Annotated in this window: 18 protein-coding genes; 1 reads left to right on the top strand and 17 read right to left on the bottom strand. The window is 40.8% G+C overall.

All coding sequences use genetic code 11. The features are described from left to right. Nucleotides 1–100: 100 nt before the first annotated feature. Nucleotides 101–1,342 (bottom strand): M16 family metallopeptidase, encoded by a 1,242-nt coding sequence (locus tag DC498_RS12040; protein WP_116874406.1) that lies wholly within the window; start codon nt 1,340–1,342, stop codon nt 101–103. 740 nt (nt 1,343–2,082) lie between these two features. Next, complete coding sequence (locus tag DC498_RS12030) at nt 2,083–3,279, bottom strand: aspartyl protease family protein (RefSeq protein ID WP_116874404.1); 1,197 nt, start codon at nt 3,277–3,279, stop codon at nt 2,083–2,085. Nucleotides 3,280–3,361: 82 nt separating this feature from the next. On the opposite strand from DC498_RS12030, the gene mqnC reads away from it, so the two are divergent. Beyond that, nucleotides 3,362–4,486: a cyclic dehypoxanthinyl futalosine synthase gene (gene mqnC, locus DC498_RS12025; RefSeq protein ID WP_116874403.1), complete on the top strand. Its 1,125-nt coding sequence runs from the start codon at nt 3,362–3,364 to the stop codon at nt 4,484–4,486. A 172-nt stretch (nt 4,487–4,658) separates the two neighbouring features. Here the strand turns inward: mqnC and rsgA are convergent, their stop codons facing one another. The 15 genes from rsgA to DC498_RS11950 all read right to left on the bottom strand — a co-directional run bounded on the left by rsgA (nt 4,659) and on the right by DC498_RS11950 (nt 19,239). Beyond that, complete coding sequence (rsgA, locus tag DC498_RS12020; protein WP_116874402.1) at nt 4,659–5,588, bottom strand: ribosome small subunit-dependent GTPase A; 930 nt, start codon at nt 5,586–5,588, stop codon at nt 4,659–4,661. A gap of 18 nt (nt 5,589–5,606) precedes the next feature. Then, on the bottom strand, nt 5,607–6,674 hold the full coding sequence (gene hemH, locus DC498_RS12015; protein WP_116874401.1) for a ferrochelatase: 1,068 nt from the start codon (nt 6,672–6,674) through the stop codon (nt 5,607–5,609). A 76-nt stretch (nt 6,675–6,750) separates the two neighbouring features. Next, nucleotides 6,751–8,025, bottom strand: a complete 1,275-nt coding sequence (gene hemL, locus DC498_RS12010) for a glutamate-1-semialdehyde 2,1-aminomutase (protein ID WP_116874400.1) — start codon at nt 8,023–8,025, stop codon at nt 6,751–6,753. A gap of 100 nt (nt 8,026–8,125) precedes the next feature. Beyond that, the gene (locus DC498_RS12005; protein WP_116874399.1) at nt 8,126–8,476 is read right to left on the bottom strand and encodes a four helix bundle protein; all 351 of its coding nucleotides are present in this window, start codon (nt 8,474–8,476) and stop codon (nt 8,126–8,128) included. A 122-nt stretch (nt 8,477–8,598) separates the two neighbouring features. Next, complete coding sequence (hemB, locus tag DC498_RS12000; RefSeq protein WP_116874398.1) at nt 8,599–9,579, bottom strand: porphobilinogen synthase; 981 nt, start codon at nt 9,577–9,579, stop codon at nt 8,599–8,601. A 236-nt stretch (nt 9,580–9,815) separates the two neighbouring features. Beyond that, nucleotides 9,816–10,262, bottom strand: coding sequence for a hypothetical protein (locus tag DC498_RS11995; RefSeq protein ID WP_116874397.1), 447 nt, complete (start codon nt 10,260–10,262; stop codon nt 9,816–9,818). Between the two features lie 184 nt (nt 10,263–10,446). Beyond that, complete coding sequence (locus DC498_RS11990) at nt 10,447–11,256, bottom strand: class I SAM-dependent methyltransferase (RefSeq protein ID WP_116874396.1); 810 nt, start codon at nt 11,254–11,256, stop codon at nt 10,447–10,449. An 84-nt stretch (nt 11,257–11,340) separates the two neighbouring features. Beyond that, the gene (locus DC498_RS11985; RefSeq protein WP_116874395.1) at nt 11,341–12,228 is read right to left on the bottom strand and encodes a helix-turn-helix domain-containing protein; all 888 of its coding nucleotides are present in this window, start codon (nt 12,226–12,228) and stop codon (nt 11,341–11,343) included. 281 nt (nt 12,229–12,509) lie between these two features. Beyond that, nucleotides 12,510–13,427 (bottom strand): oxygen-dependent coproporphyrinogen oxidase, encoded by a 918-nt coding sequence (hemF, locus tag DC498_RS11980; protein ID WP_116874394.1) that lies wholly within the window; start codon nt 13,425–13,427, stop codon nt 12,510–12,512. Between the two features lie 45 nt (nt 13,428–13,472). Further along, nucleotides 13,473–14,528 carry a uroporphyrinogen decarboxylase gene (gene hemE, locus DC498_RS11975; RefSeq protein ID WP_240627992.1) on the bottom strand — a complete coding sequence of 352 codons (1,056 nt, stop codon included), beginning with the start codon at nt 14,526–14,528 and terminating at the stop codon, nt 13,473–13,475. Next, nucleotides 14,521–15,258 carry a uroporphyrinogen-III synthase gene (locus DC498_RS11970; protein WP_116874393.1) on the bottom strand — a complete coding sequence of 246 codons (738 nt, stop codon included), beginning with the start codon at nt 15,256–15,258 and terminating at the stop codon, nt 14,521–14,523. The genes hemE and DC498_RS11970 overlap by 8 nt, the downstream gene beginning before the upstream one ends. Continuing rightward, nucleotides 15,245–16,216, bottom strand: a complete 972-nt coding sequence (gene hemC / locus DC498_RS11965) for a hydroxymethylbilane synthase (RefSeq protein ID WP_116874392.1) — start codon at nt 16,214–16,216, stop codon at nt 15,245–15,247. The genes DC498_RS11970 and hemC overlap by 14 nt, the downstream gene beginning before the upstream one ends. Before the next feature lie 82 nt (nt 16,217–16,298). After that, a complete protein-coding gene (hemA, locus tag DC498_RS11960) occupies nt 16,299–17,588 on the bottom strand; it encodes a glutamyl-tRNA reductase (protein WP_116874391.1) in 1,290 nt (429 codons plus the stop codon). Nucleotides 17,589–17,642: 54 nt separating this feature from the next. Beyond that, nucleotides 17,643–18,584, bottom strand: coding sequence for a helix-turn-helix domain-containing protein (locus tag DC498_RS11955; protein ID WP_116874390.1), 942 nt, complete (start codon nt 18,582–18,584; stop codon nt 17,643–17,645). Between the two features lie 244 nt (nt 18,585–18,828). Beyond that, complete coding sequence (locus tag DC498_RS11950) at nt 18,829–19,239, bottom strand: OsmC family protein (protein ID WP_116874389.1); 411 nt, start codon at nt 19,237–19,239, stop codon at nt 18,829–18,831. Between the last annotated feature and the right edge of the window lie 91 nt (nt 19,240–19,330).

Below are 19,330 nucleotides of genomic sequence, written 5' to 3'. Positions count from 1 at the left end.
TTGAGCTGTCAGCTATCAGCAGCTCACGTTTCACATTTTCACAGGTTGCAGGTTACTGGTTGCCTGTGTTGCTGATAGCTGACTGCTGATAGCTGATAGCTTATTGCCCATCCCCATAATAATACATCGTGCTGCTGTTGCTGTCGGTAAAAATAATATTAGCCTCGTTGCGTATATCTTCCGGTGTTACCGCCTGGTATTTGCCAAGCTCTTCATTTATCAAACCTGTATTGCCAAGCAGTGTATAATAAGCAAGGCTGTTGGCACGGTTTGTTAAACTCATATCTTCAAAAGCAATAAGACTTTCCGTTTTATTTTTTACTTTTTGCAATTCCTTTTCTGTAATAGTGCTTTGTTTTATTTTGTTCAGCTCTTCTTCAATAGCAGCTTCAGCCGCAGTCATGCTCACACCTTTTACCAGCTTTCCTTCAATGGTAAGTAATCCTGCATCAGTTGTGCCAAAGTGATAACATTCAATATTGCTGAACAATTGTTTTTCTTTTACCAGTACCTGGAAAAGTCTTGAAGACGCACCTCCGCCTAATATATCTGTTATGAGATCGGTGATGTAATAACGCTTGTCGAGCCGGGGATAGATATGCCAGCATTTATATAAAGCATCAATCGGTACATTGGCTTTTACCTCAAGCTGATGATGTATGGTTTGTACCGGCTCCTGCGGAATATCGCGAACATATTTCTCTCCGGGAGGAATATCACCAAACCATTTTTCCGCCAGTTGTTTTACCTGCGGCACCGTAACATGACCAGCCACTACAAGAATGGCATTTACCGGGCGGTAATGTTTAAAAAAGAAATCTTTTACGTCCGTAAGTGTAGCATTTTCAATATGACTTAATGCAGCGCCGATGGTCATCCATCTGTAAGGATGCTTTTCAAAAGCGAGCTCACGCATTTTATGCCATACATCTCCATAGGGTTTGTTAAGATAATGCTCTTTAAATTCTTCGCTTACTACCTTTCGTTGTACTTCCAGGCTTTTTTCTCCAAATGCAAGGCTTAACATCCTGTCGCTCTCCAGCCAGAAAGCCGTTTCAATATTTTCTGCCGGTAACTGGCAATAATAATTAGTGAGATCATTGGTGGTATATGCATTATTTTCACCGCCGGCCAATTGCAGCGGTTCATCATATACCGGAATATTTACAGAACCGCCAAACATGAGGTGCTCAAACAAATGAGCAAAGCCTGTTTTTTCAGGGTTTTCATCTCTTGCACCAACATCATACATAATATTCACTACCGCCATTGGCGTTGAGTGGTCTTCATGCACAACTACTCTTAACCCGTTATCTAAAACAAATTGTTCAAAATGTATCATATGCGTTTACCTGGTATTAAATCAGCCTGCAAATATGGGAAATAAATTGGTAAGAATTGGCGCATTTAAAATTGCAGGGGTTTCACTTTAGGAAAATACAAGTGGAGGGTTATACGTCCTTTCGAGTACCCAACCTGTGTCAGGTAAAATATATAGATGGTATTAAAACAGCTTGTTGTAAAAACAGTGGGCTTATGGGCTATATTATTTAGTTAAACCGCCGAACCGTTATTTTGTTGTTATGCACAGGTAGCCCCTGACCGGGGCAAATAAAATTGCCGGTATTTTGCTACAAACAGCTAGCTGCTACGCGGCAGCATGCCGGTTGCAGCTTATAAGTTACCGGTTGCAATATTCAAACTGGTTATTTCACAGAGGTACACTAAGGATACACAAAGAGCCACAAAGAATAATAAAACGCTCTGTGTAACTTTGTGCATGCTTTGTGGCACATTGTGTAGCAAATCCTGTTTCGCCGATGCGAACACCGGAATTCGTGGCAGGAAATATATTAAGGGTTATTTAAGGCGCAACGCAGGAAACCGTTAGTGATTATTCCAAAAACTAACTTTAAACAGTTTCCCGGCTTCGTTGTTTTCTTTTTGTGCCATCGGCACTATCCGTTTGTAGAGACCTATTCAACCTCTCGCACGTCGTTGCGGCCGCATGATCAAACTTGCAACATCAACCTGATGCGCGGCACAGCAATCTCAATTCCAAAAGTCGCAGGAGATTTCTTTTCAGAGAATACTGTCAGGCTTAAGTGTAAGTATGATCAGCTCTTCATTGCGGCTGATGATGACTTTGTGTTTTTGCGTGGAAGATTGCAGTAAGTTTTTGTATGCCTGTATATTGTTAGAAAAATCTGATCCGACACTTACAACAATATCACCTATTTTAAATCCGGCTTTTTCAGCAGGAGAACCGGGTATAACGTCTTCTACCGTTATTTTGCCTTCTATAGCATAAATGCCTAAGCCTGTATATGCATAATCAAAAGGACTATAAAAATGCGTATTTGGAATAAGATGAATTTCCTTTTTAGCATAGTTTAAAGTAACATTGAATCTTCGCAACAGGTCGTTGCCGATCAATCCTGCCAGGTAAGGGTACGCGGTAATATTATAGGCATCTTCAAATATATATGTAGGCACATTTTTAAACTTGTATGGACCTATCCGCACTTCTTTAACTGTTGTAACCCTCATTTCGGTTTTGCCTCCAAGTCCTTCTGCCTGGGTAAGAAAGGTTTTTTTCTTTGGATTAATTACAAGACTGTCACCTGCAAAATTTTCTGATAATAAGAAACATAAACCGGCGCCGGAATCAAAATAAAATCGTGCATCGAACCTGGCTCTGTCGCGGAATCTTGACGGAACAATGGGAATGGAAGTAAGGATCGGCTTCAGGATATAGCCCCCTTTTTTGTATTTGAAATCTCCCTTTGTATATACGGTCATTAAAAAACTATCATAATCAATATTGACAATATACCTTGACAAAAAGCTTAATCCTATTATACCGTCAATTTTTACTCCGTACACACTGCTTAGAATTTCGTAATCATTTATATGAAAATCCAGGCTGTCAACCGAAAGGCCTGGAAGGTGCAATGTTGCATTATATAAAAAATTTACCCGCCTTATACCTGCAATACCCCTTATTGTTCTCTCTGATGGTGTAGTTGGAATGTTTAATTCAATAACGGTTGAAGAATCTAATGAAATGCCGCCGCTGCCTGTATCTAAAATAAAGTTTAATGAATCAGCGTAATTATTCAACCGTGCTTTGATTATGACCACCCCCCCACTGAATTGTTCAAATGCAAACTGTGTAACAATCCTGGCAGGGGTACCAGTAACTTTTACTTGTGATAAAGCCGGCAACCCCGGCATCAGCAATAAAGAAAGCACTAAGCAGTTATATATCCGTTTCATATATGGCTATATAAATTTAGGTCATTTGTATATCAAAAAAGCAACCGTTCATCATTCATAATTGTTAGTATTTTTGCAAATCATGAATGCAGCAGATATTTTACAGAAAGCATTGAATTTTGAATTTCTTAGTGTTGAGGAAGGAATATTCTTATACCAGAATGCAGCGTTAACAGAACTGATGTATGTGGCTGATGAGATGAGAAAAATACAGGTTCCTCATGGTAAAGTTACCTGGCAGATAGACAGGAACGTGAATACCACCAATGTATGTATAGCCAATTGTAAGTTTTGTAATTTTTATCGTATCCCCGGTCATAAAGACGCCTATATAACGGATATGGCTACCTACCGTAAAAAAATCAGGGAAACCATTAAATATGGCGGAGATCAATTACTATTACAGGGAGGTCACCATCCTGAATTAGGACTGCAATTTTATACCAATACTTTCCGGCAGATCAAGAATGAGTTTCCCGATATACGGCTGCATGCGTTGGGGCCTCCCGAAGTGGCGCATATATGCAAGCTGGAAAAAATGACTCACCACGATGTATTAAAAGCATTGAAAGAAGCAGGGCTTGATTCATTGCCGGGTGCAGGGGCTGAGATATTGATAGACCGCGTAAGGCGATTGATAAGTAAGGGAAAATGTGGAGCACAGGAGTGGCTTGATATAATGCATGAAGCACATAAGCTTTATATTACTACCAGCGCTACCATGATGTTTGGTCATGTGGAAACATTACAGGAACGTTTTGAACACCTTGTAAAGATCCGTGAGGTGCAAAGCCGTAAACCGGAAGACGCGAAAGGATTTCTTGCCTTTATTCCGTGGACATTCCAGGATGTAGATACTTTGCTTACAAGAATACGCGGCGTGCATAATCTTACAACCGCGGATGAGTATATACGTATGATAGCTTTATCGCGTATCATGCTTCCGAATATAAAAAACATACAGGCTTCATGGCTTACCGTTGGTAAAAAAACTGCACAGATTTGCCTGCATGCCGGGGCAAATGACTTTGGAAGTATAATGATTGAAGAAAATGTGGTAAGTGCCGCGGGCGCTCCACACAGGTTTACCTATAAATCAATGCAGGATGCGATACGCGAAGCAGGCTTTGAACCCCAGTTACGCAACCAGCAATATGAGTGGAGAACAATACCTGAACTGATTGAAGAGCAGGTGATAGATTATTAGCAAACAGCCCGGAGAAGCGTTTATGGTTTGTGGTTTCTAGTCTATCGCTCAAACCACAAACTACATATTCGTCATGGTTCTAGATTTTAAACCTCCCCTTCACGCAAGTTTGTCAACCTGATTTTAATTGGGGCTGCCTTCTTTTCTGCGCGGAGAGAGGCTGGGGTGAAGTTCAATAACTGCGCTCATCAATTGACTCAAGTATTGTACAATAACTCACATACCTGTCTATATTAACTTCACCATTTTCAACCGCGGATTTAACAGCGCAACCAGGTTCGTTCATGTGCAGGCAGTTATTAAACTGGCAATCATTGATCAATTCCCGCATCTCCGGAAAATAATGAGAAAGTTCCTGCTTTGATATATCTACTATTCCAAATTCACGAATGCCGGGGGTATCAATAATTCTTCCGCCACCGGGTATATCATACATTTCCGCGAAAGTGGTTGTATGTAATCCTTTGCCGCTCCAGCCGCTTACTTCCTGCGTTTTAAGAGAAAAAGACGGAAGAAGAAAATTGATGAAAGAAGATTTGCCAACACCTGAATGCCCGCTGATCAATGTTGTTTTGTTTTTAATGATATCCTGTATCGCTTCAAGCCCTTCTTTTTTTTCAATACTCACCAGCAGCACTTTATACCCAATACGTTCATACATTGCTTTCCACTCAGCAAATTTTTCTGATTCTTTCTTTTTATAGATGTCAGCCTTATTAAATAACAGTATGGCAGGTATATGATATGCTTCCGCAGCAACCAGGAAACGGTCTATAAACCCCTGCGAAGTTCTGGGTTCTTTTATTGTGCAGATAAGCAATACCTGGTCAACATTGGCCGCTATAATATGGTGCTGGTATTTATTGGAGGGTGATTGACGGTTGATATAATTCTTACGGTAGTGTATCTCCGTTATGATCGCAGCGCCTTCAGTACCTTCTTCCATCTCCATTTCAATTTCATCACCAACGGTTACAGGATTGGTTGAAGTGATATCACTATCTATTTTAAATTTTCCTTTTACTCTTGCATTATACTGCCTGCCGCTTTCGTCTTTTACAACGTACCAACTACCGGTCGATTTGTATACCAATCCTTTCATCTAATAAAATTCGGAAAATTATACATGAGCTTCTGCTAACACCATTCTTTTATTTCCTTCCCTATACTCATTCATCCAGGCGCTTAACGTTTTTGTCCATAGCGGAGAAGTATTTATACACGGAATAAAAGTATATGACTCCCCTCCGGCTTCCATAAAAGTTTCTTTACCGCGCATGGCTATTTCTTCCAGCGTTTCCAAACAATCACTTACAAAAGCAGGACATAATATGAGTATTCTTTTAATGCCTTCTTCTGGCATTTGCGCTAACCGGATATCTGTAAAAGGCTCCAGCCAGCCTTTACCAAGCCTTGACTGGAACGATATACTATATTTCTCCTTCGGCAGTCCGAGTTTTCCTGTAACCAGCCTTGTTGTTTCAAAACACTGGTACCTGTAGCAGAACTCCCTTGCAGGAGAGGGCGTTTGACAACATTCTCCCCTGGTATCTTCCGTGTGGCTTCCTGTAGGATCTGCTTTAACAAGATGCCTTGCCGGTATGCCATGATAGCTGAATAGTATATGATCGAAAGGTTCTTTCATATATGGTTTCATGCTTTCTGCCATTGCATCTATATAACCAGGCTCGTTGTAAAATGGTTTTATAAAATCAAGTTTGAAAGGATATTTTTTCTTCCTGTGGATGACTTTTGCATGCTCAACAGCCGTTTCATAAGACGACATAGCATAATGGGGGTACAAAGGAACGGCAATTACTTCTTCCAGGCCTTTTACTTTCTCCATCAGGCTGTCAAATGCATGTTCCACTGTAGGGTTACCGTAACGCATGGCTATTTCCACTGGTTCACTCACATATTTCTGCAGCTCTTCCTGCAATTGCCTGGTCAGCACAATTAACGGAGAACCTTCTTTCGTCCATATTTCTTTATAGGCTTCCGCGGATTTTGGCGCACGAAACGGAACGATTATTCCACCCACCAGTGGCAGGCGAAGCAAATACGGTTTGTCAATTACTCTTTCATCCATAAGGAACTGCATCAGGTACCTGCGCACATCCTTTACTTCGGTTGAATCCGGTGAGCCAAGATTCATTAAAACAATCCCTCTTTTCTTTTCTGTATTCATTGTTTGCAAAGTTCTGCAAGATTTCTTAAAAATAGTAAAGGTCACTACTTAGTGTGACCTTTACTGATATGATGGATCAAAAACGGGACGCAGCCTGTATGGTACGGTCCAGGTCTTGATAGGAAATGGCATTACTGATAAACCATGTCTCAAACGCTGATGGGGGCAAATATACACCGGAATCCAACATATGATGGAAGAATTTATTGAAAGTAGCAATATCCGCATTTGCAGCGCTGTTAAAATCCTTAACAACATGATCGCTGAAATGTATGCTGATCATGGTTCCCAGCCTGTTGATGACATACGCAATTCCTTTATTGCTAAACACTTCTCTCAATCCTTCTTCCAGATATTTTCCTTTAGCCTCCAGTTCATCATACACAGAGGGATTATTTTTCAGAAAGCTTAATAAAGTATAGCCGGCGATCATTGCTAATGGGTTTCCGCTTAAAGTGCCTGCCTGGTATACATTTCCCACTGGTGCTATATGCTGCATAATTTCTTTTTTACCGGCAAAAGCGCCTACCGGCATACCGGCGCCAATTATTTTTCCATAGGTAACTAAATCAGCATCTATTTTCAGCCGCTCCTGCGCGCCGCCAGGCGCAAGCCGAAAGCCTGTCATTACTTCATCAAATATTAATACGATTTTTTCTCTGGTGCAAATGCTGCGCAACGCTTCAAGAAAACCAGGATCAGGCAATATACAACCCATATTGCCGGCAACAGGTTCAATAATAATAGCAGCAATTTCATTTTTATGATCCGCTACTAATTTTTCAACAGCGGCAATATCATTGTATGCACAGGTTAGTGTGTCATTTGCCACACCTGATGTAACACCGGGCACTGTCTGAATATTGAATGTAGCTACACCGCTGCCTGCCTTCACTAAAAAACAATCCGCATGACCATGATAGCAACCTTCAAATTTTATGATCTTGTTTTTCCCGGTGTATCCCCTGGCTAATCTTACAGCACTCATACATGCTTCTGTTCCGCTGTTTACCATGCGGATCATATCTACATTGGGCGCCATTGTTTTAATCAGCTCAGCTATTTCAATTTCCAGTTCCGTTGGCGCACCAAATGAAGTGGAAAGAGCGGCTTTTTCCTGTATTGCTTTTACAACTTCATCATGCGCATGACCAAGTATCATTGGTCCCCAGGAGTTAATGAAATCTATATACTCGTTTCCATCAGCATCATACATATATGCGCCTTTGGCCCTGGTAATAAACAGTGGCGTTCCGCCCACACTTTTAAAAGCCCGTACCGGTGAATTTACACCTCCGGGAATGGATTGCTGTGCGCGGGAGAATAGGGATTGGCTTGTTGTTGTGTTCATGTGAATGGGCAATGGGCAATAGGCAATGGGCAATGGTGAATGGGCAATAGTGAATATGGATTTACCATTAACTATTCGTTATTGCCCATTCACTATTCACCTATCCTTTCTGTTTTCCTATCACACCGGTTAATAATTTAAATGTTGCAATTATAGTTTTTCCCAGGATTGTTACATCTATATTTTTCAAATAATCCAGGTCTGACGCTGCATCAATTTCTACAATCGAACCTCTTGCTATTTCATAATACCGCTTTCTCTCTGCTTCTGACCTTCGGGATACCTCTTCTGATATATTTAAATGTACCGACAATACTGCTCTTCGTACCTGCGAAACCATTGCATATTTTTCCTCCGGCGGTAAAGCTTTTGTCAGCTTATAACATTCCTTTATTAAAGCATGTGAGAGGGCATAAACCTCCATTTTTTGATGATTCAGTGTTAAGAACATAGGTTATAGTTTTATTGGTTAAGAATGAGATACTTACTTATTGTAAAAAGGGTGAATGATGAATCGGCAATAGTGAATTGTCAATGGTGAATCCATATTCACTATTACCCATTGCCCATTCACTATTGCCTATTTACCATCTCCGCTGCCTGCTTCGCAAAATACGTGGCAATCAAATCAGCTCCTGCTCTTTTAATGGATGTAAGGCTTTCAATGATCGCTTTGTTTTCATCAAGCCAGCCCATTTTTGCCGCGGCTTTGATCATCGCATATTCACCACTTACATGATAGGCACTAACAGGCACGGTTACACTATTTTTTACTTCACGGATTATATCAAGATAAGCCATCGCTGGTTTTACCATCACTATGTCAGCGCCCTGCTCCACATCCTGCAACGCTTCATTAATGGCTTCGCGGCGGTTGGCATAATTCATCTGGTAAGTCTTTTTATCACCAAAGCCCGGAGCACTGTCTAATGCATCCCTGAATGGTCCGTAAAAGCATGAAGCATATTTAGCACTGTATGCCATGATACCCACTTTGGTAAAATGCGTTGCTTCCAATGCTTTGCGTATAGCGCCAATGCGCCCGTCCATCATATCGCTGGGTGCAACAAAATCCGCCCCTGCTTCCGCATGACTCAAACTCATTTTTACCAGCGCGTCAACAGTTTCGTCATTCACTATTTCACCATCTTTTACAATACCATCATGCCCGTAAACAGAATATGGATCAAGTGCCACATCCGTCATCACCAGCATTTCCGGTATAGCGTTTTTTATCGCTTTAATACTGCGTTGCATCAACCCGTCAGGATTCCAGGCTTCTTTTCCGGTATTATCTTTTACTTCGTCTTTGGCTTTTACAAAAATCAATACGCTTTTTATCCCCATCGCCCATACTTCTTTCACTTCTTTTACCAAAAGGTCAAGCGAGTATCGGTAATAGCCAGGCATAGAAGGGATTTCATGTTTTACATTTTCGCCTTCGTCAACAAAAACGGGTAAAATAAAGTCGTTTGGCGTCAAAACTGTTTCGGCAACCAGGCTGCGAATGGATGAGTTGGTGCGGAGTATGCGATTGCGCTTTTGAAGATACATAATGAAGTGGCTGATTTGAGCCGCAAAATTAACCCATCCTGCGCTTATTTGGAGAGATGGTTTATCATGTTATCGTCATTTTCCGGGAAAAGCGGGTGCGGCTTATTCTTTTCGACACGCTGTAGGTATCCTCGCATGGTCAAAAAAATGTTCCGGATCCGTTATGAAAAATTGGAGCAAAAAAAAGAGGAAATATAATATCCCCTCCCTTTTAAACATGAGAAAACGATGATCAACTATTTATCTCCCCTGGCATATACTGCCACAGTTTCTGTTTCACCATTTGTATCTGCATTGATGTGCATATACTTTTTATCATCCTTTAAAACAATTCTGTAATTAATGCCGGCACTATTGGTGATTTCAATTACGCCACACATCTTTTTTTGAGCGTACTTCTGTTTTACTTTATATAAAACATTTGAAGGCAGTCCATTTTCCGTGTAGTAGCGAATGGTTTGAACAAGACGCCCTTTGCTATCAAACAAAGCACGTGTTTTAACGGAAGCATTTACAAAAGATGCTTCATAATAATCTCCCGAAACATTCCATGCCGGGGTGCTTGCGTTGCTGAAAACCTCGTTAAAAGTTTTCCTTACTTTTTCATTTACAGGGGTTACCCTGGATGCAGCAGTTGCGGTGATGCCTAAAAATATGACTGCTGAAAAGATAATTATTTTCATTTTTTTAGCTGTTTAATATTTTATTTATAATTATTGCACAAACATATACCACTGTGGTATCCCGGGAAAGTATATATTGTTCAAAGGCACTAAAACCTGTAATGAACTGTATCTTTTTAACAGTGAGCCGCGTAGCCACTTTCTCTGAGTGGTTATGCAAGACGCCCTGCCTCGCATTAACTGCTTACACATTAACTGTTACTTTCAGAAATGTTGCAGGAATAGCAGTTGTATTGTCACCACTTATGTTCTGCCTGTTGAATAATGCTTCCATCTCGTCCTGAAGCTGTTCTGCTTTGCCATTCTTTTCTGCGGCTTCAAATGCATTCATTGTAGGTCCGTAATATTTTCTGAATACAGTTACAAACTCAGAAGGTGAATAAGGCGCTATAAATGTAAATGTATCCTTCTCGCAGATGATATTTTCTTTTGGTATACCTGCCTGTGCAAAACGTTCTGTAACTTCTTCTACCTTTCCCCATAACATCGGGCTGATGAAGCCTTCGGGCGGCGGCGGAGTGTATGCAGCGCTTATCTTTAGTATTTGTGCCACCAGAGTGGGATCACCAGGTATCCAGTTTCCCATCACTATCCTTCCGCCTGGTTTTGTAACACGTACCATTTCTTTTGCCACATCATATGGCTTTGGCGCAAACATGGCACCAAAAATGGAAACAACAAGATCAAAACTTTTATCTTCCAGATCAACAAGCGCTATGGCATCACCTTCCTGGAATGTAATATTAGTCAGCCCTTCTTCTTCCACACGTTTGTTTCCGGCGGCTACAAGGTTCCTGGCTATATCTACACCCAAAACCCGTGCTCCTGCTTTTGCTTCTGGTATTGCTGTTGTGCCGTCACCACAGCCAAGGTCAAGCACAGTAAGACCTTTAGTAACATTTAATTTGGTAACCAGCGCTTCGCCGCTTTCACGCATTGTTTTAGCAAGTTGAGTGAAATCTCCTTTCTCCCAAAGCATTTTGTTCGCATTCATAATTACTTTTTTAATTAATAATGATGCAAAACTAAAAAGCGCTATACAAAACCTTTTTACTGTAAAGCCCGGGAATTTGACAAATCAGTTCAAAACTGCTGCTTGTTTCTTTAAAGCGGAAGGAGGTACCCCAAATTGCTTGCTGAAGGCTCTGCTGAAATGGGCACTGCTCTCAAACCCGCTTTCAAAAGCAGCATCGCTTACAGATTTACCGGCTACGGTGAGCAGGTTTTTAGCATGTTGCAATCTTTTTTCTATCAGCCACTTACCCGGTGAAGTATTGTACACTTGTTCGAAGTCTCTCTTGAATGCTGATAAGCTACGATAGCTTAGTCTTGCAAAGTCTTCAAGCTTTAAATTAAAGCAGAAATTATCTTCCATCACGGTTTGCAATGAAACACTTTGCGGAGATTTTAACAAATTACAGAAATAGCATAAGAGCTCTTTATTGTTTTTGTTATCTGCCAGCAGAAGAATGAGTTCTCTGAATTTTAACTGTAATAGTGATTGATCGGGAACCTGCGGAGCATTAAAATAGGGGAGCATTGATTTAAAATAAGCATGTACTGCCTCGCTGCTTTCAATATGAATAACGGGATAATATTTTTTTTCTGTAGAAGGAAGCGCTGTGGTTTTTGTTTTTAACACCTCACAAATAAATTCATCTGATACAAAAAAAAGATAGAAGCAAAAACCCGGTCCTGCGAATTGTTCGATGATCGCGGCGCCGCGACGAATGAAGACACAACTACCTGCCTGCAAATCGTAAGAGCCCTGCGTTGTGTGCCATATTTTTCGCCCTTCGGTTACGTACACTACATAATTATTATGACTCCATATATCTGCAGATTTTTGATCTAACGGGCAGGTATACACAGAAAAAAGAGCATCTCCGCAACTAAGCTTGTGACAGATACCGGGAGTATCCACAATATATTCGTTGAAGTTGAACACCTTACAATTTTCGGGCATTAAAAGTAGACAACATTTGATAACATATGGTCTTCAGCCACAAATGTTGAGTATACAGACAGTAGTTTTTCCCAAATAATTATTACTCAACCCTGTACAAAATATTTTTTTTTACATTTTTTATGTGGATGGAAAAACTGAAGGCAGCATACAATTGCCGGCGCAGAAAAACAAAACTTTGAAAATTGAAAATAAAAACTAACAATGATAAAAAATCTACTTTCTACAGCTTTTATTTGTTTCTGTTAATGCATCAGCTCCGGGTTAATTCAATTATGACGCTACACCCATTCTCTCGGATGCTGGCAGGCATCCAGCAATCTTGCTTCTTCGCTGCCGGGTTGAGGTTGATAATTATAATCAAACCTTACGGTTGGAGGCAGGCTCATTAATATACTCTCTGTTCTGCCATTTGTTTTTAGCCCGAATATGGTTCCGCGGTCGTGAATGAGATTGAATTCAACATACCTGCCGCGGCGAATCTCCTGCCAGTATTTATGATCTGAAGACCAGGGTGTTTTTTTTCTTTTTTCAATAATGGGTATATATGCTTCCGTAAAGCAATTACCGTTAGCCTGCTGAAAGGAGAATAACCTTTCCGCGTCCGCGTCATCGGAGGGACGCAGGTAGTCGTAGAAAACGCCACCAATACCTCGCATTTCATTGCCGCGATGCTTATTGGCAAAATATACATCACAGTTCTTTTTATACTGCGGATATAGATCTGCGCCAAATGGCGTAATGGCATTATATAATGTTTGATGAAAATGTTTCGCGTCTTCTTCAAATAAATAATATGGAGTAAGATCAGCGCCGCCGCCAAACCACCTGTCAATTACATTTTTATCAGTATCATACAATTCAAAATACCGCCAGTTGGCATGTGTGGTCGGTACAAAAGGATTAAGCGGATGAATCACTAAACTTAACCCGCAGGCAAACCAGCTATCACCATCAATTTTAAGTTGTGAACGCATCGCATCGCTTACCTTTCCAAAAACAACAGAAGTATTTACGCCGCCTTTTTCAAATACATTGCCATTAGCAATTACCCTTGTTCTTCCGCCGCCGCCGCCTTCGCGCTCCCATTTGTCCTCAACAAATACTGCTTTACCATCTGATTGCTCAAGGGCAGAGCAGATAGTGTCCTGAAGGGTATGTATATATTGTATCCAGATGGCGGTTGTAAAATGATTCATTTTTATAAATGTCTTTGAAAGCTGATAGCCCGTTGCCCTTCTTATTTATTTTGCAATCGCTATTCCCCACTCCTTCACTGTATCCACAAATGCCCTTGCATGATCAACAGGCACATTCGGCAAAATACCATGACCAAGATTAGCGATATACCTGCCATTGCCAAAAGCATTCAGCATTTTGCTTACTTCTTTTTTCAACACAGGTATGGGTGATAATAGTTTTGCGGGATCAAAATTTCCCTGCAAAGTGATATTATTGCCAGCCGCTTTTCTGGCCAATTCCGGTTTAATACACCAGTCGATGCCTAAACCATGCGCCCCGGTTGCTGCCATATCTTCCAAAGCATACCAAGCTCCTTTCGCAAAAATAATTACCGGCACTTCATCTTTCAGCGCGGCAACAATCTGCTTTATATATGGTAAAGAAATATTGCTGAAATCTTCAGGACTCAGCAAGCCCGCCCAACTGTCAAACAACTGTATGGTATCTGCACCGGCTTTTACCTGTGCTTTCAGGTATGCTATTGTTGTATCGGTTATCATCTGCAAAAGCTCATGCGCCAGGTCAGGTTGTATATAGCAAAAAGCTTTTGCTTCGTCAAATGTTTTGGACCCTTTGCCCTGCACCATATAACATAGCAATGTCCATGGAGCACCGGCAAAACCAATTAAGGGGGCACGCCCATTCAATTCTTTTTTTATCAGTTGAATCGCATCAAATACATACTGTAATGTTTCGTGCACATCAGGTACACGTACGCGTTGTAAGTCGCTGCGGGTTTTTATTGGTTCGGGTAATACCGGGCCTTTGCTTTCAATCAACTGCACTTCCAATCCCATTGCCTGCGGCACAACCAATATATCTGAAAAAAGTATGGCGGCATCTACACCAATAATATCCACAGGCTGCAAAGTAATTTCACAAGCCAGTTCCGGCGTTTGGCATCTCTCAAAAAAACCGTACTTCTCTCTTAAAACCATATACTCCGGTAAATAGCGGCCTGCCTGCCGCATCATCCATACAGGCGGGCGGCTGGTTGCTTCTCCTCTTAATGTTCTCAATAATAAATCATTCATATCGTAGCCCTCGCAATTATTCATCAGTGCCGCGCACCGCTTTGTTTTTTGTATTTCCAAAATATTCAATCGCCAGCTCTATAAGATTGGCTTCTCCCGGCCATTGGCTGGTTATTACCTTATTGCTGCAATATGATTCAATAGTTGCCGTAGTTGTTTTGCCAATAGAAAATAATACTACAGCAACAGAAATAGTATTGGTTGAAAAGAAACTATGTACCCCACTGGGGCTGAAAAATAATATACCCTGGTAATGTTTATTAATAGTAACCGGAGTACCCACCGTTTGGTAAACAATAATTTCAGTAACCTTTATACCATTGCCCTGCAGGGTTTCAGGAAGATCGTTAAGCCGCTGCTTGCCACAGAAAAAAACAACCTGTTTAATATTAACATGCTGCAGGATTTTTTCTGCAAGCCCGCTTGCGTTTTTAGCCGTGCCGGTAATGGCGGACTCATCAAAGGTTTCGAGCAGGGCTTCTTTTGTTGCGCCACCGGTGCAAAAAATTTCCCAGGTTGGCGGAATATCAGGAAGCTCACTTTTTACAACTTCCACCGCATGTATGCTGGTAAATACAGCAACTATTTTTTGCGCAGCAAGCAGTTTTATTTCATTAGCTATTTCAGTAGAAACATCAGGAATATTTTGAATAAAAGGAATGGATGCTATCCTGATATCCTGCAAGCCAGCTTTCTCAACCAGGTCTTGGTTTAAATTCCGGGTTGATAATATCTCTATGCTATTTGATGCCATTACGGATTGATTGAATTATTGTGTTACCACCTTTTTCAAGCATTTCATTGGCTGCAATCTTCCCTGTATTTTCAGCATCGTTAATTATTACTGTTCTTTCGGCTTCAATTTTATCTCTGCCGTCAGGAGAAATTATATTTCCCCTGAAGAATACCTGGCCGTTTTTAATTTCTGCCAGCGCACTTATAGGTGTTGAGCACCCCCCCATTAATGTTCTTAAAAAGTCCCGTTCAATACCCGTGCATAATGCCGTGTTGCTATCATTAAAAGCAGCACAAATCTTTTTAAGCGTAATATCTTCATCCCTGCACACAGCAACAACGGTTCCCTGTGCCGGGGCTGGCAACATCCAGCTAAGGTCAATACTATCTTCGGGGCGGATGTCAATACGTTCCAACCCGGCAGCCGCAAAGATAGCGCCATCCCAATTGCTTTCTTCGAGCTTTTTAAGGCGGGTATTTACATTGCCTCTTAAATTATCTATCGTATGGTGCGGAAAGCGATTGAGCCATTGCGCACGGCGGCGCACACTGCTTGTAGCTATTGTAAGCGTTGACCCGGTAAAACTTTCGCCGGGTGTTTGCCATTTGCCATCATGAATATTAAGATTATGAAACAGCTTTTCTTTATCGCCCTTAAATACGAGGATATCCCTGTAAGAATCTCTTTTTAATACCGCGGCAGCAGCAAGTCCTTTGGCTAATTGGGTAGGTACATCTTTATAAGAATGTACAGCAAGGTCAATTTGCTTTTTAAGTAAAGCAATATCAAGCGCCTTTGTAAAAATGCCCTGCACGCCTATTTCATACAACGGTGTGGTAAGATCAATATCACCTTCGCTTTTTATAGGAACCAACTCGGCTTTGATATGCTGTTCTGCCAGCAGCGCCTGTACTTTTTTTGCCTGCCACATGGCCAAAGCGCTCTCACGGGTCCCGATTTTAACTACCTGCATCATTGCGTGAATGTACTAAGGAAACTTATATTGAAATTAAATCAAACAAAAAATATAATGAATAAATAAAGCAGGAGAAGATCAGTTACGAATGACTGATTTTTAAATACTCATGCATGGTATTTATATACTGGCAGCCTCTTGCTGTTTGGGTTTGAGACCGCAGATCAACCGCAAGTGTTTTCACTGCTTTTTGTATAAGGAAATCTTTACCATCTTTAGGAAATGCAAGGCAGGAATCAGCCTCACTTAATTCATACAACTTTGATTTTACCTGCCCCAAAAAATGCCTGTGAAGAAAAACCTTATGCCATTCAACAAATTCGCCAAGCGTGTCTTCTATAATGGCAACAGCTTTTGGAATTTCAGCTTTTCTTTTTGCGAAGGTATCGTTGAGGATTGCAGATATTTCGTCTACATCCATTAAAGTAATATTGTTCCTGGTTTTAACTGCAGGATGAATGCTTTTGGGAACAGAAAGATCCAGCAATAATCTTGGCTTTTCTGTTTTAAAAAACCCTGGCAGTATAGTGTAATCTTCTGCGGTTGTGCTCACAATCAAGATATCGCTCTCCTCACATTGCTGGGCCAGCGCTTCGTAAGGCACGGGAAGCATATCATGTTCCTGCGCAAAATCTTCTGCCTTGCTGAATGTTCTGTTGGTAATGCGAACTTTAGCGCCAGGAAAATATTCGCCGATATTTCTTGCAACATTGCGGCCGAATTTTCCCGCACCAACCAGCAGTATATTTTTATTAGCAATATCAGCAACCCTTTCGCGGATCACTTCAATAGCCGCATAAGCAACTGATACCGTACCGGTGCTGAGTTTGGTTTCAGACTTTATTCTCTTTGATGCCTGCAATGCAAAATTTACCAGCCTGTCGCTTAATGAACCAAGCAGTTCATTATCCTTTGCGTGCCTGGCTGCTTTTTTCAATTGCATCAAAATTTCATAATCACCAATGATCTGTGAATCTAATCCTGAAGCAACTTTAAAAAGATGTTTAACCGCGTCCATACCGGTATAAACATAACCATGCTGGTGGAATAAGCCGGTGGAGTTTCCTGTAGCCTCACACAAAATTTCAATCAATAATTCCGTGCTTGCCAGCCCATAAATTTCTGTACGGTTACAGGTTGAAAGTACAATAATGTCTTTCAGCTTTTTTTCTTTTGCAAAAAAGGTAATCCTTTCCTGTGTGATATTGCAAACGGCAAAACTGCTTCTTACAGCAATATCTGCATTTTGATAATTAATGCCGATAATTCCAAAGTTTTCGAGCCCGCTGCAAATATCGTATGTGGAAGAATAATCCATGAATGAGGGCAAAAGTAATAGACAAAATTCATCTTCAAGAGAATGAATTGTCATAATATAGTCATCTCTTAATAACCTGATTTAGATCATAATACGCGCTGATGAACATCATCGTAAAAGTAATTCACAGGGCTTTAAACCCGTGTGTTTTTTGAACGCAGTAGAAAAATGTGATATAGATGAATAGCCAAGCATCAGTGAAACTTCGGTAACACTCAACCCCTTTTCGTATAAAAGGTATTTTGCATGTTCCATGCGCTGGCTCTGGTAAAAATCAAAAATGGTAGTGCCGAATATTTCTTTGAATCCTTTTTTAAGATAGCATTCATTAATAGCAACCCTGCGGCTAAGGTTTTTTATAGTAATCGGTTCACCGATATTCTGTAATAATATATCCCTTGCTTTTAAAATCTTATCCCTGTCAACATCATTGGTAAGAAATTTACAGGCGCCAAAAACCTCTTCTTCTTTATCGCCCAGCATACATTCCAGGCTGTATAGTAACAGCATTTGTGTTTGGGCATTCACGTAAATATTTTCCAGGCTTTCAATGTACGTATTATTCAACAAGCTCTCCAACGACATTCTTGTACGGCTGCATAATGGCAGCATTTTAGAGAATGAAGTATTGTGCTTAAAAGATAAAACACGGTTGGTAAAGCTGGTGGATCGGGTACTTTTTACAAACTGCTGCAGGTGTTCGGTTAAAAAAGTAAAATGCAATACATCAACCGTTTCTTCTTTTGCCACGCAGTTTTTCGACATTCCTGCTTTGCATTCACCACATTCATAGCTTTTACCGTTGCAATACATATTGCCGGTTATACAAAACTTAAGCTCGAGGCTGTTTTCGGAAGGCTCACTTTTTTTATAATTGTACGAAATCATACCCACATCTTCTATATCCCATTGAGTATGTTTTCGGTATCGCCTTATTGAATATCTAACCGAACCGGGTGTCTGGCGTTCTTTCTCATGCAGTAAAGCAAGGTCTTCAACCATCACCGGGCGTTTTTGTGCCAGATCCAATATTTCTAAAGTCTGTTGCATGGAGGCTGCAAATATACAATGTTTGTATAGTAAAAACACGCGTGACAAATGAATGACTTGTTTATGACAAATGAAAATCACTTTAGAATAGTACCGAAATACACCGTTGAAACTGATTAATGCGGAGGTTTTCCGTGAATACCCGTTTCATCTGTGTTCCATCCTTCGTATTTAATACTACAAAATAAAAAAGGTTAGAGATGCCGTCATCCCTAACCTTTCAACACCCAAACAAACAGGTGTACTATACCAGGCTAGCTTCCATCGTTATTTCAGTATTCAGCAGTTTGCTGATAGGGCAGTTCGCTTTTGCATCAGCGGCAGCTTCGTCAAACTTAGCTTTATCAATGCCCGGCACTTTTGCCTTTAATACAAGATGAGAAGAAGTGATCTCACCGTTTTCAAAAGTGATGGTGCAATCTGTATGAATTTCATCGGCGGTAAAGCCGGCGGCATTCAGCACGAAGCTTAGTTTCATACTGAAACATCCGGCATGTGCCGCAGCAATCAATTCTTCAGGATTGGTGCCTACCCCATTCTCAAAACGGGAGTTAAAAGAATACTGCGTATTGCTCAATACGGTGCTTTGTGTACTTAATACACCTTTGCCTTCTTTACCTGATCCGTTCCAAACGGCGGTTGCTGATCTTTTCATCGTATTATGTTTTTATTTATTCTTCCAAAAACCATTAAGTCATTATCTAGTTAAGATACGCTTAATGCATCTTCACTTCTTAATGCTTTAT

Source organism: Terrimonas sp. (assembly GCF_003075435.1).
Lineage (GTDB): Bacteria > Bacteroidota > Bacteroidia > Chitinophagales > Chitinophagaceae > Agriterribacter.
The sequence above is the reverse complement of the archived record's forward strand: the minus strand, read 5'-3'. Positions and strand labels throughout refer to the sequence as shown.